The sequence below is a fragment of the Brevibacillus parabrevis genome (genome assembly GCF_022701015.1).
GTDB classification, from domain to species: domain Bacteria; phylum Bacillota; class Bacilli; order Brevibacillales; family Brevibacillaceae; genus Brevibacillus; species Brevibacillus parabrevis.
The window spans coordinates 5,101,227-5,118,048 of record NZ_CP064090.1; the positions used below are offsets into that span (position 1 = coordinate 5,101,227).

General features: G+C 53.8%; 14 protein-coding genes. 2 read left to right on the forward strand and 12 right to left on the reverse strand.

The window, feature by feature from the left end; genetic code table 11:
* Positions 1-89: 89 nt before the first annotated feature.
* The 10 genes from IRJ17_RS23515 to rph all read right to left on the reverse strand — a co-directional run bounded on the left by IRJ17_RS23515 (position 90) and on the right by rph (position 12,013).
* Entirely contained in the window at positions 90-1,442 is a 1,353-nt protein-coding gene (locus IRJ17_RS23515; RefSeq protein ID WP_242772039.1) for a protein O-GlcNAcase, read from the reverse strand.
* Between the two features lie 54 nt (positions 1,443-1,496).
* On the reverse strand, positions 1,497-2,153 hold the full coding sequence (gene yihA / locus IRJ17_RS23520) for a ribosome biogenesis GTP-binding protein YihA/YsxC (RefSeq protein ID WP_122964263.1): 657 nt from the start codon (positions 2,151-2,153) through the stop codon (positions 1,497-1,499).
* Positions 2,150-4,492: an endopeptidase La gene (gene lon / locus IRJ17_RS23525; protein ID WP_122964264.1), complete on the reverse strand. Its 2,343-nt coding sequence runs from the start codon at positions 4,490-4,492 to the stop codon at positions 2,150-2,152. The genes yihA and lon overlap by 4 nt, the downstream gene beginning before the upstream one ends.
* Positions 4,493-4,749: 257 nt before the next feature.
* Positions 4,750-6,447 (reverse strand): ATP-dependent protease LonB, encoded by a 1,698-nt coding sequence (lonB, locus tag IRJ17_RS23530; protein ID WP_122964265.1) that lies wholly within the window; start codon positions 6,445-6,447, stop codon positions 4,750-4,752.
* 176 nt (positions 6,448-6,623) lie between these two features.
* Positions 6,624-7,889 (reverse strand): ATP-dependent protease ATP-binding subunit ClpX, encoded by a 1,266-nt coding sequence (gene clpX, locus IRJ17_RS23535; protein ID WP_063231186.1) that lies wholly within the window; start codon positions 7,887-7,889, stop codon positions 6,624-6,626.
* 20 nt (positions 7,890-7,909) lie between these two features.
* The gene (gene clpP / locus IRJ17_RS23540; RefSeq protein WP_122964266.1) at positions 7,910-8,491 is read right to left on the reverse strand and encodes an ATP-dependent Clp endopeptidase proteolytic subunit ClpP; all 582 of its coding nucleotides are present in this window, start codon (positions 8,489-8,491) and stop codon (positions 7,910-7,912) included.
* 168 nt (positions 8,492-8,659) lie between these two features.
* The gene (gene tig / locus IRJ17_RS23545; protein ID WP_063231184.1) at positions 8,660-9,952 is read right to left on the reverse strand and encodes a trigger factor; all 1,293 of its coding nucleotides are present in this window, start codon (positions 9,950-9,952) and stop codon (positions 8,660-8,662) included.
* A 142-nt stretch (positions 9,953-10,094) separates the two neighbouring features.
* On the reverse strand, positions 10,095-10,619 hold the full coding sequence (locus IRJ17_RS23550; protein ID WP_242772042.1) for a metallophosphoesterase family protein: 525 nt from the start codon (positions 10,617-10,619) through the stop codon (positions 10,095-10,097).
* A 46-nt stretch (positions 10,620-10,665) separates the two neighbouring features.
* Positions 10,666-11,250 (reverse strand): XTP/dITP diphosphatase, encoded by a 585-nt coding sequence (locus IRJ17_RS23555; protein WP_173597505.1) that lies wholly within the window; start codon positions 11,248-11,250, stop codon positions 10,666-10,668.
* Position 11,251: 1 nt separating this feature from the next.
* A complete protein-coding gene (rph, locus tag IRJ17_RS23560) occupies positions 11,252-12,013 on the reverse strand; it encodes a ribonuclease PH (protein WP_063231181.1) in 762 nt (253 codons plus the stop codon).
* A 237-nt stretch (positions 12,014-12,250) separates the two neighbouring features.
* Between rph and IRJ17_RS23565 the strand changes: the two genes are divergently transcribed.
* Positions 12,251-13,522 carry an MFS transporter gene (locus tag IRJ17_RS23565; protein WP_242772044.1) on the forward strand — a complete coding sequence of 424 codons (1,272 nt, stop codon included), beginning with the start codon at positions 12,251-12,253 and terminating at the stop codon, positions 13,520-13,522.
* 69 nt (positions 13,523-13,591) lie between these two features.
* Here the strand turns inward: IRJ17_RS23565 and IRJ17_RS23570 are convergent, their stop codons facing one another.
* Together IRJ17_RS23570 and racE are read right to left on the reverse strand one after the other, a co-directional pair.
* The gene (locus IRJ17_RS23570; RefSeq protein WP_122964270.1) at positions 13,592-14,644 is read right to left on the reverse strand and encodes a GerMN domain-containing protein; all 1,053 of its coding nucleotides are present in this window, start codon (positions 14,642-14,644) and stop codon (positions 13,592-13,594) included.
* A gap of 103 nt (positions 14,645-14,747) precedes the next feature.
* Entirely contained in the window at positions 14,748-15,560 is an 813-nt protein-coding gene (racE, locus tag IRJ17_RS23575) for a glutamate racemase (RefSeq protein WP_063231179.1), read from the reverse strand.
* Positions 15,561-15,729: 169 nt separating this feature from the next.
* Here racE and IRJ17_RS23580 point away from each other — a divergent pair, with 169 nt between their 5' ends.
* A complete protein-coding gene (locus tag IRJ17_RS23580; RefSeq protein WP_242772046.1) occupies positions 15,730-16,776 on the forward strand; it encodes a superoxide dismutase in 1,047 nt (348 codons plus the stop codon).
* The last annotated feature ends 46 nt before the right edge of the window (positions 16,777-16,822 follow it).

The following is a 16,822-nucleotide window of genomic DNA, read 5'->3' on the forward strand; positions in this document are numbered from 1 at the left end:
CCTTCTCCCCGCTGGAAAAGGAACCTTTTTCCATGAAATTGGCTCTGACCGCTTGCGGCCAACAAGCTCCGACACGCCTGGATCGCGCGTCAGGAGCTTTTTTTCACTTCCTGCAAAATGGCATCGACAAACAGCTGCATGACTTGCCCGCACACCTTTTGCGGCAATCGCTCCGTCCGCTTGAGCCACTGCCGCAGCCGCATCAGGTGGAAAGCCGCATGCGGCACTCGGCCGCTCGTTCCGTGGTCGATCAAGGCGACAGCCGATTGCCCCACTTTTGCCCAATGGCGGTATTTTTCAATCCACGGCCGCGCTTCCTTCGCGAGCTTGTAGTTGCTCATTCCTCCCAGCAGCTGGTGGGCGGTCTGCTCCATCTCGCGGAAAAGCAAGTTCAGCTCAGAGACTGCTTTGTTCCGATCCCCCTGCAAAAACTGAAAGCGAAAGGACAGAAACGCTTCGAGCAGACGCGGCGACTCGACTTCACACAAAAACGAGCTTTGCACATTATCGGCAAACGCGAAAAAAGCATCGGCATCGGCATCACCCGCTACTTCTGCCACCGCCTGTTTCCAGGCGATGTGCGGATCGTAGCCGTACGGATCGCGCAAATACGCAGCCGTCGTCATCAACGGAATCTTGGAACACTCCGGCAGCGACATCGCATTCGCCACATAACCCGAAGCGTGTTGCCACAAGTCAGGGTCGCGATGGCGCAAAGGGCCAATGTGCAACTCGTTTGCCATAGCCAGATCGTTCACCGGGTAGTTGTCCCAGTAAAACGGCTTGTGGCGCGTGTACTCGGCAAAGCGTACAGCATCCCCATCTGTCAAGTACGGAGAACAGACGAAGCGTCCCGTCCAGAACAAATCCATCTCTTCGGACAAATGCTGGCCGAGATGCTGGATATATGGCTCTTTGCCAATCCCGTTGTACTGGGTTGGACACACAAACAGCCTGACCGGCTCGCCCCATCCTTGCATCATCTCCCATACCCGGCTGGCCGTTTGCACGTGAGCGTCTGCCAGGTGAGCGAACTGCGCAATGTCTTGCTCATGCAGCAAGTGCATGGGAATGTCGTCAAACAACAAGGAAAAATACCGGACGCCTTTGTCGTACATCGTCCGATATTTTTGAACAAGCTGCTTGATATGGGCCGGATTCGCATATTCCATGCTAAGGCCGGGGCTTAAACAGTAGACGAACTGCATCTGGCGCTGCCTTGTGCTGTCAATCAGTTCGTCCAGCTGACGCATCGCTTCTGTCGGGTGCGGCTCCATCCAGCGCTCCCGCAAAAACAGATCGTCTTTTGGCGAGTAGAAATAGGCATTGTAATCGTGCCGATGCAAAAAATCAATCATGTCCAGCCGCTCTGCATGCGTCCAGGGCGTTCCGTAGAAGCCTTCGATCACACCGCGTACGGCAAAGCAAGCCAGTTTGCTCACAAGAATGCCTCCCCTTCCCAGTTGCGGATTGGGTCTTGGACTTTTTCTCTTCCCTTACTCTGACTCGCTTGAGGTCGCTGCCGGAACCGAAGCTGCTGCTCCCGCTTCCTGTGCAGACTCGTTGCTTTCGCGCAGACGGCGCATGATTTCTCCCCACAGCTCATCTTTGCCTTGTCCTGTTTCCGAAGAAAACACGATGATCGTATCGCCGCCACGCATGTTCAAAGTCTGACGAATGATTTTTGTATGTTGCAGCCAGCGTCCACGGGCAATTTTGTCGCCCTTGGTCGCCACGATCACTGTAGGAATGCCGATCTGTTTGCACCAGTCGTACATCGCCACGTCGTCCTTGGACGGTGCGTGGCGAATGTCAACCAGCTGGATGACAAACCGCAGCTGTTCGCGGTTTTTCAGGTAGCCTTCGATCATTTTTCCCCATTGTTCCTTGATCGTCTTCGCGACCTTGGCGTAGCCGTAGCCGGGGAAATCGACGAAATAGAGCATCTGATTGACGCGGAAGTAGTTCAGCGTCTGGGTCTTGCCGGGCCGCGAGCTGATGCGGGCAAGCCCTTTGCGGTTCATCATTTTGTTGAGCAAGGAAGACTTGCCCACGTTGGAGCGGCCTACCAGCGCAATCTCGTGCAGGCCGTCCTCCGGGTATTGTTTCGGTCCGACAGCGCTGATGACGAACTCGGATGATGTTACTTTCATGCTTTGTCACCTGCTGTCGGCTGTTTGGTCAGAGCGTGGCGCAATACTTCATCCAGGTGCTCGACCGGATAAAAAGTCAGTTCTTTTCGCACGCTCTCCGGAATATCTTCAATGTCTTTCTCGTTGTCTTTTGGCAAAATAATCGTCGTCAAGCCAGCGCGATGGGCTGACATGCACTTTTCTTTCAGGCCGCCAATCGGCAGCACTTTGCCGCGGAGCGTGATTTCCCCGGTCATGCCCACTTCTTTTTTCACAGGAACCTGGGTCAGAGCCGAGACAAGCGCGGTCGCCATCGTAATCCCTGCGGACGGACCGTCTTTCGGAATCGCGCCTTCTGGAACGTGAATGTGAATGTCGTTCTTCTCATGGAAGGCCGGATCAATTCCCCACTGGTCCGCGCGCGAGCGAATGTAGCTGAACGCAGCCTGCGCCGATTCCTTCATCACATCGCCGAGTTTTCCGGTCAGGGTGAGCTTGCCTTTTCCAGGCAAAATGCTGACCTCTACGTTCAACGTATCCCCGCCTGCCTGTGTCCAGGCAAGACCTGTTACGGAGCCGATCTGGTCTTTTTGCTCTGCCAATCCGTAGCGGAAGCGCGGTTTTCCGAGCAGCGTCTCCAATGTTTTGGCCGTGACCACGACACGCTTCTTTTCTCCGCTGACGATCAGCTTCGCTGCTTTGCGGCATACATTGGCGGATTCCCGGTTCAAGTTGCGCACGCCTGCTTCACGCGTATACAGGCGGATGAGCTTCAGCATGGCATCTTCGTGCACTTGCAGCTTATCCTTGCCAAGACCGTGCTCCTCCATCTGTTTGGGCAGCAAGTACCCGCGCATGATGTTGAGCTTTTCCAGCTCGGTGTAGCCGGAGATCGAGATGACCTCCATCCGGTCGAGAAGCGGACGCGGAATCGTATCGAGACTGTTCGCCGTCGTGATGAACATGACATTCGTCAGATCGTACGTCTCTTCAATATAGTGGTCGCTGAACTTGTCGTTCTGGTTCGGGTCCAGCACTTCGAGAAGCGCGGAAGCAGGATCTCCGCGGAAATCGGATGCCAGCTTGTCGATCTCATCGAGCAAAAAGACCGGATTGATCGTGCCAGCCTGCTTCATTCCCTGGATGATCCGCCCTGGCAGAGCACCTACATACGTGCGGCGATGACCGCGAATTTCCGCTTCATCGCGCACGCCTCCGAGCGAAATCCGCACGAAGTTGCGCTCCAGTGCACGTGCGATCGAACGGGCGAGGGAAGTTTTCCCTACCCCCGGAGGTCCAACCAGACAGAGAATCGGCCCGCGCATGGAATTGACCAGCTTTTGCACAGCCAAATACTCCAGCACGCGTTCTTTCGGCTTTTCCAGTCCGTAGTGATCCTCGTCCAGAACTTCCTGCGCGTGATGGATATCCAGATTGTCCTCGGTCGTTTTCGTCCATGGCAGCGCCAAAAGGGTGTCGATATACGTGCGAATGACAGAGCCTTCTGCGGAAGTCGCCGGCATTTTTTCCAGGCGCTCCAGCTCTTTTTCGATTTTGGTCTTGATTCGCTCGGGAGCGTCGGACTTCTCCAACTGCGAGCGCAGCTCATCCACTTCTCCCTGACGGCCGTCCTTGTCGCCCAGTTCTTTCTGGATCGCTTTCATTTGCTCACGCAAGTAGTATTCCTTTTGCGTGCGCTCCATCTGCTTTTTCACCCGGTTGCCGATCTTGCGCTCCAGCTCCAGAACCTCGCGCTCGTTGTTCAAGATATCCAGCAAAATTTCGAGTCGCTCCTTGATGTTGACCGTCTCCAAAATTTCCTGTTTGTCCTTCATTTTCAGCGGCAAATGGGAAGCAATCACGTCAGCCAGTCGGCCTGGCTCTTCAATGTCTGTCACGGATGTCAGCGTCTCGGGAGAAACCTTTTTGGAAAGCTTGATGTATTGCTCGAAATGGTTTAACAGCGAGCGCATCAAGGCTTCTACTTCGTTTTCCTCCGTTTTTTCTTCTTGCAAGTATGTAATAGACACGACGAAATAATCTTCCTGTTGAAGATATTCCTCAATCTTCGCGCGTTGCAGCCCTTCCACCAATACACGGATTGTGCCGTTTGGCAGCTTCAGCATTTGTTTGACACGCGCAACGGTACCGATGCTGTAGATTTGCTCTGCATCTGGCTCCTCTATGTGGACTTCTTCCTGTGTTGCAAGCAAAATCTTGTTGTCGTCCACCATGGCTTGCTCCAGCGCGCGGATGGACTTTTCCCGTCCAACGTCCAGGTGGAGTACCATGGTCGGATACACAAGCAATCCTCGCAACGGGAGAAGCGGTAATTCTCGTTTACCGGAACGTTCGCCCAAGCGGATGCACCTCTCCTTGTTGATCTATCCCTCTTACCAAGAGCCTGATAACAGACAAAAACGGCTCCCAAAGCCGTTTTTTGCCCACCCGGCATATCCGAATCACCCCAAAAGCAAGCGCGAGAAAAACTGATCTTCCCGCCATTTGGGGAGCCCGTAACAGGCCGGGTAGGGCCCCGGGCTCTTTGCAAGCAGAAGCTTTTTACCATTGTAGCGCAAACACAATCCGATGTCTAATCTGCGGGCGCACGCGACTGCTACAGGGTCATAGGCGAGGAAGCCAGATCCTCCGCCGGAAGCTGGAGCGTAAAGCCAGGCGCTTCTTCCTCCTGTACAGCGACTTGCGGCACAGCCAGTTCAATGACTTGCGACACCGTTGAGACAGGAATGACCTCAATGCCTTTCATGTCGGCAAAAATGCTCTGCCAATTTTCCTCGGGGATCAACACGCGTGTGGCTCCCGCTTGTTTGGCTGCCTCTACTTTGGCGACGACTCCGCCGACAGGCTTCACTTTGCCGTGAATGCTTACCTCTCCAGTCATGGCGAGCAAATTGTCGACCGGCACTTCCGTGATCGCGGAGTAAATGGCGGTCGCGATGGTAATTCCCGCTGATGGCCCGTCGACCGGAACACCGCCCGGAAAATTGATGTGCAGATCGTAATCGTACGGGCGAACACCCATGCGGCTGAGGACGGTCAGGACGTTTTCAATCGAACCTTTTGCCATCGACTTCCTGCGGATGGTGCGACTGCGGCTGCCCATCTCCTCTTCCTCTGCCATCCCTGTCATGGCCATCCGGCCTTGTCCGGGCACAGCAGCAGGCGTAGCGGTCACTTCCAGCTCCATGACGCTGCCCATGTTCGGCCCGTAAACGGCAAGCCCGTTCACCAGACCGACTTGTGGCGTATCATGCACCTGTTTTTCAGGGCGCGGCGACTTCTGGCTGCTGTGCACGACCCACTCCACATCTTGCGCGATGATGTTTTTGCGTTCCTCGGTCAAGGCAATTCCGGCGGCGATTTGCAATGTATTGATCGCTTCGCGGCCGTTGGTGGCATACCGCTCGATGACGGACACCGCATCCTCATCAATGTTCATATGCATTTTCGGAACGGCTGTGCGCACGATGCTGCCGATTTCCGCCCCTTTCAACGGGCGAAAGAAAATTTCCAGGCAACGGGAGCGCAAAGCCGCTGGCAATTCATCCGGCAGCCGCGTCGTTGCCCCGACCAAGCGGAAATCCGCTGGCAGTCCATACTTGAATACATCATGAATATGCGAAGGAATCTGGTTGTTTTCCTCGCTGTAATAAGCGCTTTCCAGCATGACTTTGCGGTCTTCGAGCACTTTTAACAGTTTGTTCATCTGTACAGGATGCAACTCCCCGATCTCGTCAAGGAACAGCATCCCGCCATGTGCTTTCGTGACAGCACCCGGCTTCGGTTGCGGGATACCCGCCTGCCCGAGCGAACCTGCCCCCTGGTAAATCGGATCGTGAACAGAGCCGATGAGCGGGTCGGCGATGCCGCGCTCGTCAAACCGGGCGATCGTGGCGTCAATCTCGATAAACTTGGCGTCTGCATTAAAAGGCGACAGTTGGTTTTTCTTCGCTTCTTCCAGCACGACCCGGGCAGCAGCCGTTTTGCCCACTCCCGGCGGACCGTAAATGATGACGTGCTGCGGATTCGGCCCGCACAGCGCGGCTCGTAAAGCGCGCAGTCCGTCTTCTTGGCCGACGATTTCTTCCAAAGTAGCCGGACGTGTTTTTTCCGACAAAGGCTCCGTCAATGCAATCATTCTCATTTTGCGAATCGAGTCCAGATCTTTTCGCGATTCTTTTTCCGTGGAAGTTTTCGTGTTTCTCTGCGCTCGCAGCAAATTCCAGAAGTAGGTGCCGATGACAATCCCAACGACCACTTCAATGACAGCAATGACCAGTGTGGTATAGTCCATATGCAGTCCCTCCCATGCGTCCATGCAGCTTATTTACGCATATGTAAAATCTCTTCAGCGATATCAAGTAGTATTGCCCCGCATCCGTATACGTAAACCATAAACCCGCAAAGCGCACAGGATGAATATGGAAAAAAACCACCCCGAAAAACGGGATGGTTTTGCTTGAAGCGTCTTTATGCCGTTTCGCCGTGCAGCTCTTGACCTTCTTTGGTCATGAGACGCGGCTTCACTTTGTCGCGCACCGTTTCTTCTGTGATGACGCATTTGGTCACGTCTTCACGGGAAGGCAGCTCATACATCATATCGAGCATGATTTGCTCGATGATCGCACGCAGTCCGCGAGCCCCTGTATTGCGCTTGATTGCCTCTTTGGCAATTTGCAAGAGGGCGCCAGCGTCGAACTCCAGTTCAACACCGTCCAGGCTGAGCAGTTTTTGATACTGCTTCACCAGGGAGTTTTTCGGTTCTGTCAGGATGCGCACCAATGTTTCCTCGTCCAAAGGCTCCAATGTCGCCAGAACTGGCAAACGGCCGACGAACTCCGGAATCAGACCGAATTTCAGCAAGTCTTCCGGCAGGATGTACTTCAGGTACTCGCCTGCTTTCAGATCGCCTTTGACTCCATCGCCAAAATCAGCGCCGAAGCCAATCACTTTTTTACCCAAACGGCGCTTGATGATTTGCTCTACGCCATCAAAAGCACCGCCACAGATGAACAGGATGTTCGACGTGTCGATCTGGATAAATTCTTGATGAGGATGCTTGCGTCCGCCTTGCGGTGGCACGCTGGCAACAGTTCCCTCCAAAATTTTCAGGAGAGCCTGCTGCACACCTTCACCGGAAACATCGCGTGTGATCGAAGGGTTTTCCGATTTGCGCGCAACTTTATCGATCTCATCGATGTAGATGATGCCTTTTTCAGCTTTTTCCACATCGTAGTCAGCAGCCTGGATCAGTTTGAGCAAAATGTTTTCCACGTCTTCGCCCACATAACCAGCCTCAGTCAGCGAGGTGGCATCTGCGATCGCAAACGGCACGTTCAAGATACGCGCCAGCGTTTGGGCGAGCAACGTTTTCCCACTACCTGTAGGTCCGATCAGCAAAATGTTGGATTTTTGCAGCTCCACATCTTCGATCTTCGCTCCGGAATTAATCCGCTTGTAGTGGTTGTACACCGCTACCGACAAAGATTTCTTCGCCAGGTCCTGACCGATGACATAGTCGTCCAGGATTTTGCGGATTTCCACAGGCTTTGGAATTTCCTTCATGTCAATTTCTTCTTCCGTGCCCAGCTCTTCCTGCACAATTTCGTTGCACAGTTCGATACACTCGTCACAAATGTAAACGCCAGGACCGGCTACCAGCTTGCGCACCTGTTCCTGGGACTTGCCGCAGAAGGAGCACTTCAGTTGGCCTTTGTCGTCGTTAAACTTAAACATGCGCTTCACCTCACAACGGGTCAGTTTTTGCGTTCGATAATCGTGTCAATCAATCCATAAGCCTTGGCTTCTTCTGCACTCATGAAGTTGTCGCGATCCGTATCAAGCTCAACACGTTCGTACGGCTGGCCTGTACGCTCAGACAAAATCTGGTTCAGCTGGCGCTTCGTTTTCAAAATCCATTCGGCATGAATGCGAATGTCTTCTGCCTGTCCGCGCACGCCGCCGAGCGGCTGATGGATCATCACTTCGCTGTTTGGCAAAGCAAAGCGCTTGCCTTTTGCGCCAGCAGCCAGGAGAAATGCTCCCATGCTGGCAGCCATGCCCACGCAAATCGTGGACACATCCGGCTTGATGTACTGCATGGTGTCATAGATAGCCATACCTGCTGTAACAGAACCGCCTGGAGAGTTTATGTATAGCGAAATGTCTTTGTCCGGATCTTCTGCCTGCAAAAAGAGCAGTTGCGCGACCACCAGATTGGCTACCTCGTCGTCAATCTCGGTGCCGAGCAGAATAATCCGGTCTTTCAAGAGGCGCGAGTAAATATCGTAGGAACGCTCGCCTCTGCTGGTTTGCTCGATGACCATAGGGATCAGCATTATGTATCTTTCCTCCTTTGCGGTAAAAGGGATGGCCCTTTAAGTGAGAAGGATTTTACCAAAAAGTCGATGGTGGAAAAACAAGGCACGAGTGCATCGTGCCTTGTGGTTGGTACAGCCAGTGGTCAAGAGAGCCTGACCACTAACCAATCATGCGTCTTCCTAAGCTTATGCGCTTACTTTGCTTTCTGCAACCAGGAAATCAACCGTTTTGCGAATTTGAACGTCGCGGTACAGTGCCAAGAGGTTGTCTTGAGCAGTGAAGATTTTGCGCAGCTCGTCAGCAGGACGGCCGTATACGCCAGCCAGCTTGTTCAGCTCTTCTGTTACATCTTCTTCTGTCACTTCGATTTTTTCCGCTTTGCCGATTGCTTCCAAAGTCAAGGATGTGCGAACGCGGGAAGTAGCGTCTGCACGCAGTTGGTCGCGCAGTTGGCTTTCATCCATACCGGAGAACTGGTAGTACAGCTCCAGAGTCATTCCTTGGTATTGGAGGCGTTGGCCAAACTCGTTCACCATTTGGTCCAGCTCATGCTCAACCATTACTGCTGGCAAATCGATTTCCGCGTTTTCCGCAGCTTTCAGAACCAGTTGTTCACGAACATATTGTTCTTTTTCTTGCGCGGATTTTTCTTCGAGCTTTTTCTTGGTGTCAGCTTTCAGCTCTTCCAGTGTGTCGAACTCGCTCACGTCTTTTGCGAACTCGTCGTCCAGAACTGGCAGGTTTTTGCGCTTCAGGCTGTTCAATTTCACTTGGAATACCGCTTCTTTACCAGCGAGGTTAGGAGAGTGGTACTCTTCTGGGAAGGTAACCTTGATTTCTTTTTCTTCGCCGATTGCAAGACCTACGAGTTGCTCTTCGAAACCAGCGATGAAAGTGCCGGAACCCAGTTCCAGAGAGTAGTCTTCTGCTTTTCCGCCTTCGAATGCAACACCGTCTTGGAAGCCTTCGAAATCGATAACCGCGATGTCGCCTTCTTGTGCAGCGCCTTCTTCTACGGATACCAGCTCAGCGTGACGCTCTTGCATGCGCTTCAGTTCAGCATCCACGCTCTCGTCAGTCACTGCGAAGTCTTTTTCTTCGATAGCCAGACCTTTGTAGTCGCCGAGTTTCACTTCAGGCTTAACAGTTACCGTAGCTTTGAAGATCAGGTTTTTCCCTTTTTCCATTTGCTCAACGTCTACTTCTGGACGATCTACCGGCTCGATGCCAGCTTCACGAACAGCCTGTCCGTAAGCGGTTGGAAGCAGAATATCGAGTGCGTCTTGGTACAGAGATTCTACACCAAAACGGGATTCGAACATTTTGCGAGGTACTTTTCCTTTGCGGAATCCTGGAACTTGAACCTTTTGCACAACTTTTTTAAACGCTTGATCCAATGCTGCGTCTACTTGCGAAGCATCTACTTCAACCGTCAGGACTCCCTGGTTATTCTCTACCTTTTCCCAATTTGCTGCCACGTAAACTTCCCCTCCTAAATCGAATCAACAGAACATCGCCAGCCGCGCCATGGTATCTTCGCAGGCTCGGATGATAATATTCTAGCCATTATAACCATTCTAGTATAGCATAAATCTTTTATTTTACAAGAAGCCACTCGCTTTAGCGCCGAATCGAATAGCTTCCTCCCAGCTCCCTTACCGGATTGCCCTGATAGTCGTAAAACGCAACTGCCACCTGGACCGTTTGCGGGGTGACTCCTGTCTCCTCGATGATCGCATAGGTCGGCACAGCGAAGCCGCGGGGCATCTGAAGGCTGCCAGGATTTACAAACAAAATATCCCGTTCCACGCCACAGGCCGGGACGTGCGAATGACCGAAAACGACTACATTCGCACCGACTTCCTCTGCCCGGTAGTGCAGGCGAAGCAGCGAGCTTTTTACTCCGAACAGGTGTCCGTGGGTTTGCAGGATGTGGAGATCGCGCCATTTGGTCTGTTGCTCGGTCGGAACCTCTGATGTCGCATCGCAGTTTCCTCTCACCAAAGTCATCCCGGCGAACGGCTCACGTTTGTGATCGACACAAAAATCGCCGCAGTGCAAAATTTTGTCGACAGGGTGTCTCTTGACCACCTGAGCGACTTCTCTGATCAGGCCGTGGCTGTCACTTACGACGAGGATTCCCATCGCACTCACTCTCCCGTGTTGTCTTTCTGTCAGGCTGTACGGCCCGTTATTTCAGCAGCTCCAAAAGCTTCTGCATCGCTTTCGCCCGGTGGCTGATCTGATTTTTTTCTTCCGGCAAAAGCTCTGCCATCTGTTTGTTCAGCTCAGGGATGTAGAAGACCGGATCGTAGCCAAAACCGTTTGCACCTTTTGGCTCGCGCGCGATCATGCCTTCGCAGGCGCCTGTCGCGATGATCGGCTCTTCGCCCGGAATCACCAGCGCCAGCGTGCAGCGAAAACGCGCCGTGCGCTGCTCCATCGGCACACTGTCAAGCTCGGTCAAAAGCTTGCGCCAGTTTTGTTCGTCAGTCGCTTCCTCTCCGGCGTATCTGGCGGAGTAGACGCCTGGACGGCCATCCAGCGCGTCTACTTCCAGTCCGGAATCGTCACCGAGAGCCGGCAGATTCAAGTATGTAGAAATTTCGATTGCCTTTTTCAGGGCATTGGCTTCAAACGTCTCTCCGTCCTCCACCACTTCCGGAACGCCTTCATACTCGGCCAGGCTGATTCCTTCCCAGCCGTACTCGGCAAACAGTCGGTTAAATTCTTTTACTTTCCCTTGGTTGCGCGTCGCAAGCACGACTTTTTTCAGATCAGACATGACTTTCCTCCGCTACCGATTCTGCAAATGTCAGGGGAACATCCGAGAGCGCCTGCTTCTGGTTTTGAATCAGATTGCCGATCCCGATTTTCGCCAAGGCGATCATCTCTTGCAGTTGCTCAGGAGAAAATGGTGCGTCCTCGCCTGTGCCTTGCAGCTCGACGAATTTGCCTTTGCCTGTCATGACAACGTTCATGTCAACCGTTGCAGTCGAGTCTTCCTTGTAGTTCAAATCGAGCACGGTCTCCTCGCCGATCACGCCAACGGATGTCGCCGCCAGAAAATCGTTGAGCGGCAGTTGCTTCCATACGCCGTTCTCCACCAGCTTATGCATGGCATCGACCATCGCCACGTACGCTCCCGTAATGGAAGCTGTGCGCGTCCCTCCGTCCGCCTGGATCACGTCGCAATCCAGCCAGATTGTACGTTCTCCCATCGCTTCGAGATGCACCACCGAACGAAGCGCACGGCCGATCAGCCGCTGGATTTCCATCGTCCGTCCTCCGACTTTTCCTTTGGAAGACTCACGCGCGTTGCGGGTCGCTGTCGCTCGGGGAAGCATGGAATACTCGGCTGTGATCCAGCCCTTCCCGCCGCCACGCATGAAAGGCGGTACCCGATCCTCCAGAGTCGCCGTACAAATCACCTTCGTATCTCCGACTTCGATCAGGCATGATCCTTCTGCGTGTTTAATGTAATTGCGCGTAATCGTTACTGGGCGCAACTGGTCATGGGCACGGCCATCCACTCTCATTCCAAGTTCCTCCTAAATCGCTTTGTTACACTCCGCTCATTATACCAGAGGCACGAAACGATCTGCCACTGCCCAAACCGCTCTGGGCTATTTGCCTCAATTGGCAATTTTCCAATGACTTGCGCGACGGGATGCTTTCTTCCCCCGCGAAGCAAGAAAAAGCGCTTGCGAAAAACAGATGCCTTAAATTAGAATGACACCTAATTAGATATTTAATTAATTAGAGGATGGTGAAAAATGAACTTTCTTTTCTTGTTGAAAAATCCGAACATGCGGCGGCTCGTATCAGCCAATCTGCTCAGCGGAATCGGCGACTGGTTCAACAGCGTCGCGGTTCTCAGCCTGCTTTTGCAAATAACGGGCGAAGCGCTGGCAGTCGGAATTACGCTTGCCCTGCGGACGTTGCCGCACTTGCTGTTCGGGCCGCTGGGCGGATACTTGGCGGATCGTTTTTCCCGCAAATCAGTGATGATCGTTTGCGATCTCGCTCGCGGACTCATCGCGCTCTGTTTTTTATTCGTCGCAAGTGATGCCGACGTATGGCTCGTGTATGCGGGCACTTTTTTGCTCGTCGCGTTTTCTTCGCTCTACAATCCGTCCCGCCTGGCTATTCTCCCCGACATCGTGGACAAAAGCGGGCTTGCTTCCGCCAACGCCCTTGATCAGAGCGTCTTCGGAGTTGTGATGGCGATCGGCTCGCTTGTCGGCGGATTTTTCGTCGCGCTCTGGGGGAGCGAAGTGGCTTTTTGGTTCAATTCGCTGTCGTTTTTCGTCTCCGCTCTCCTTTTGCAGCGGTTGACTGTCGCTACTACGACCGACGGCACGACTGCACCCGCCAAGCAGCGACAAGTGGAATCGCAGGCAACAGACAGCGCTTCCTACAAAAAAGCTTGGCAACAGATCAAAGCAACTCCGGTTGTGCTCGTGATTTTGTTGCTGACAGCGCTGTGGCCGATTGGCGGCGGCTTGATCAATGTGCTGATTTCCGTCTACGCCTATCAAGTATTCGCTGCGGGGCAATGGGGCATCGGGCTTTTGTACGGGGCAATCGGGGTAGGTTTCATCGCTGGCGGGATCGTAGCCCAGCAGTTCCAGCGGCATACGCGGGCGATCGCTTCGGTCAGCTTCGCTTTCGAAGGATTTTTCGTCCTGCTGACGAGCGTGTCGCCGTCGATTTTTGTCACAGCCGCCTGCTACGCTTGCTCGACTGTAGCAGGCGGAATGGGGAATGCCAGCCTGAACACCTTGCTGATGAAGTACGTCAAACCTGATTATTTGGGCCGGGTCTTCGCTCTGGAAGCCACGCTCTCAAACGTCCTGCTCGGCCTGTCCATGCTCGCTGGCGGCTGGATTTTGACTTTTGCCGATCCGCGGATTGTCGGTTTTGCCGCTGGGGCGTTCGTCACCACTTGCTCGATTTGTCTCGGCCTTCTGATCTGGCGAGCGGCACGAACGGCCGAGATGGCTGAAACGGCTGACGACCAGCCAGTGCCATCCCGCAGCATATAGCCGTGAACTGTCGTGCAAAAGAAAAAACCACGCTCGAAAACTGGCGGGCGTGGCATTGCGCTGGTTGATTTAAAAAGCGAGCGGGTTGAGCTGCAACGGCCGGGATACCGGCTTGGTGAAATCTCCGCTGGCAAGCGGTTTGCCCTCGACGAGAAGCTGCACCTGCTTGGCTCCGGTCGAATCGGTCAAGGAAAGCACAAGGGATTGCAGCGCCTCGGGACTGGCTTCCTTGCCATCGTCGTATTTGAGAATATCGCTGCTCAAATTGACGGTGACCAAGTCTTTTTCCTGCTTCACGTCCAGTACGCGGGTCGTTCTGAGCAGCGAGCTGAATAGCTGCGAGCCTTGCTTCGGCCCCTTGATCAGCTCTTCCACTGTCGCCTTGGCGATGTCGGCTGTCTCTGGAACGAGTCGCGTGACCGGAACGTAATACGTACGGGTGTCATTCAGTTGTCCCTGGAAGTACACGGTGACTGCTGACGTGTTGCCCGGCACGGCTCCGTCTGCCAGCTCCAGATTCACCCCATGATTGCGGTCCAGCTGCGTAATCGGCGTACTTGCTGTCGGCATCTCGGTCAACGGTGTTCCGTTCACCCAGATTTGCACCGTTTTGACATTGGGAAATTCCGTCAACGCCCGCGTCACAGCGTCGAGAATTTTTTTCTCGTCCTTTTCCTCATACGCTTTGAACTCTTTGGAAAAGTCCACCGTCGCCACGCCGTCTTTGATTACGAGTCCTTTCACTTCTGTCCCGGTTGGCAGCACAGCCGTGAACCCTCCTTGCAGCAAGCTTTCCACAGGACCGCCTTTGACCATGTAGTTCAAGACTTGCTTGGCAGGCCCCTCCGATTTGGGAATCGTCAAGGACACGGGCACGACATAGCCGTTTGCATCGAGCAAATAAACGGTCTTCTCGTTTGTCTCTTGAACCGCCTGCTCTTTTCCTTGCACCGCGACATCCGGTGACACGGTGCCATTTGGCTGATTGGCCGACACCTGTGACTGTGGCGGTGCGTCGATACTGCTCGTTTCCTGTTCCGGGCCAAAAAGACCGCAGCCCGACAAAAGCACGGCGCTTACCCCCAGGACAGCCGTCATTTTGCCTATGTGTCGCATCTTCATTTCCCCAGCCTCCTCCAGACACTTTGTACTACCATGTATACGAGCAGGGCTTGGGTTTATGCGTTGAAAGTTTGTCTGGCAAAATGGACGGCCTTCCGCCGTTTTAAGGCTGCACAGATTTTTCCAGCGTGTGGTGAATGACGTCCACCTTGCTGCCCAGCCATTCCTCCGCAATCAGCCGGAAACGCTCTGTCTCGCCGCTTGTGACAAACAGGTGCTGTACTTGTTCCAGCTTCTTGCCAGCTTCCGTGGAGACGATTTGCAGCGACAGCTCACGGGCGGTTTCCTCCGCTGAGTTGATCAGCCGGACGCCATCTCCCATGACTTCCTGGATCACGGGCGCAAGCAACGGATAATGCGTACAGCCGAGAATCAACGTATCCAGATTCTCGCCCTGCAACGACGCCAGTGATTCTTTGACGACTTGGCGTGCCTCTTCCGAGCTTGCCTGATGGCTTTCCACCAATGGCACAAACGCAGGACAAGCCTTTCCCACCACGTATAAATCCGGCTCCGCCCGCAGCAGAGCGCGCTCATACGCCTTCGTGCGAATCGTCGTCTCCGTACCGATCACTCCGACCCGTCCATTTTTCGTCACTGAAACGGCAGCACGCGCTCCCGGCTCAATCACCCCGATTACCGGCAGCGGCAAATAAGAGATCGCTTCTTCCAAAACGACAGCAGTTGCTGTATTGCAAGCAATCACCAGCGCTTTAAGCGGTGTGGTCATTACATAATCAATCATTTGAAAACTGTATGTCCGAATCTCTTCCGGGGACTTGGAGCCGTACGGGCACCGCGCGTTGTCTCCTACGTATATGATCCTTTCTTCGGGCAGTTGACGCATGATCTCTTTGGCTACAGTCAACCCTCCCACTCCTGAATCAATGACAGCAATCGCTCCATCTCTACTCATGCAAATGTGTCTCCCCTGTTGAAATGAATATAGTACAGCATACCACTCAAACATTTGTGCTACTACCATATGCTGAGTTTAATTTTCTTGTACTCCGCGAATGTCGCACCTTCTCTGGGCTGCGTTCATAATCTGTGGGAGAGATGCGCCCATGTGAGGAGGAATGTTTGTGGAGGAGCAAGCCAAGCAACTGCTGGATTGGAGTCAGTGGGGCCGTCAGTGGATCGACCATCTGCGAAAACAGAAACCAATAAACCGCGAGCTGGAACGGCATCTGCACAAATTCGAAGAGTCTTTTACGAAAATAGGAAGACAGGCTTCGCGCCTGGATAAGTTGGCTGCCGAGGAGACATTGCCGACGTTAATTGCGCGGGCCGAACAAGTTCAGGAGCAATTCCACCACTTTTTGCGACTGGCGCAACTGACCGAAGAGGAGCAGCAAGACGACGCCACCGCCATCGTTCCCGTTCAAGAAGATTTCCCCGAAACTCAGTTGGTCCACACAGCAACTCTCGCAGAGGTCGATCCTGTCGGCGCCCCCATGCCCGTGTCGTATCCAACAGCCCGGGAACCTGTTCGCGCAACCCGCCCTGTCGCTGCCGGACGCCACACTCTGCCTCCGCTGCCATACGCGCACAACGCTCTTGAGCCATACATCGACGAACATACGATGCGCATTCACCACGAAAAGCTGCATCAAAAATATGTCGACGACCTGAACACGGCGGAGAAAAAACTGGTCGAAGCCCGGCAAAGCGGCAACTACGATCTGGTTCGCCACTGGGAACGCGAGCTTGCCTTCAATGGGGCTGGCCATTATTTGCATACCATTTTCTGGCCGTCCATGAGTCCAGAGGGCGGTGGTGCTCCTACGGGAGAGCTGGCCGAAGCGATCCAGCGGTATTTCGGGTCTTTTGGCGCATTCCAGCAGCAATTTTCCCAGGCCGCTGTCAAAGTGGAAGGCCCTGGCTGGGCGATCCTCGTCTGGTCTCCCCGGGCGCACCACCTGGAAATACTGACGGCGGAAAAACACCAAAATCTCGCCCAATGGGATGCGATCCCGCTCCTCGTTCTGGACGTCTGGGAACACGCGTACTTCCTGTCTTATCAAAACCAGCGCGACAAATACGTGGAAAACTGGTGGAACATCGTCCATTGGCCCTATGTCCAGGAACGTTTTCAGCAAGCGCGCAAGCTGCGCTGGGAGCCGTTTTGAGCCATTTTCCCCGCAAAAAAACCCCCTGTTCTCCCAAGACGTCGGG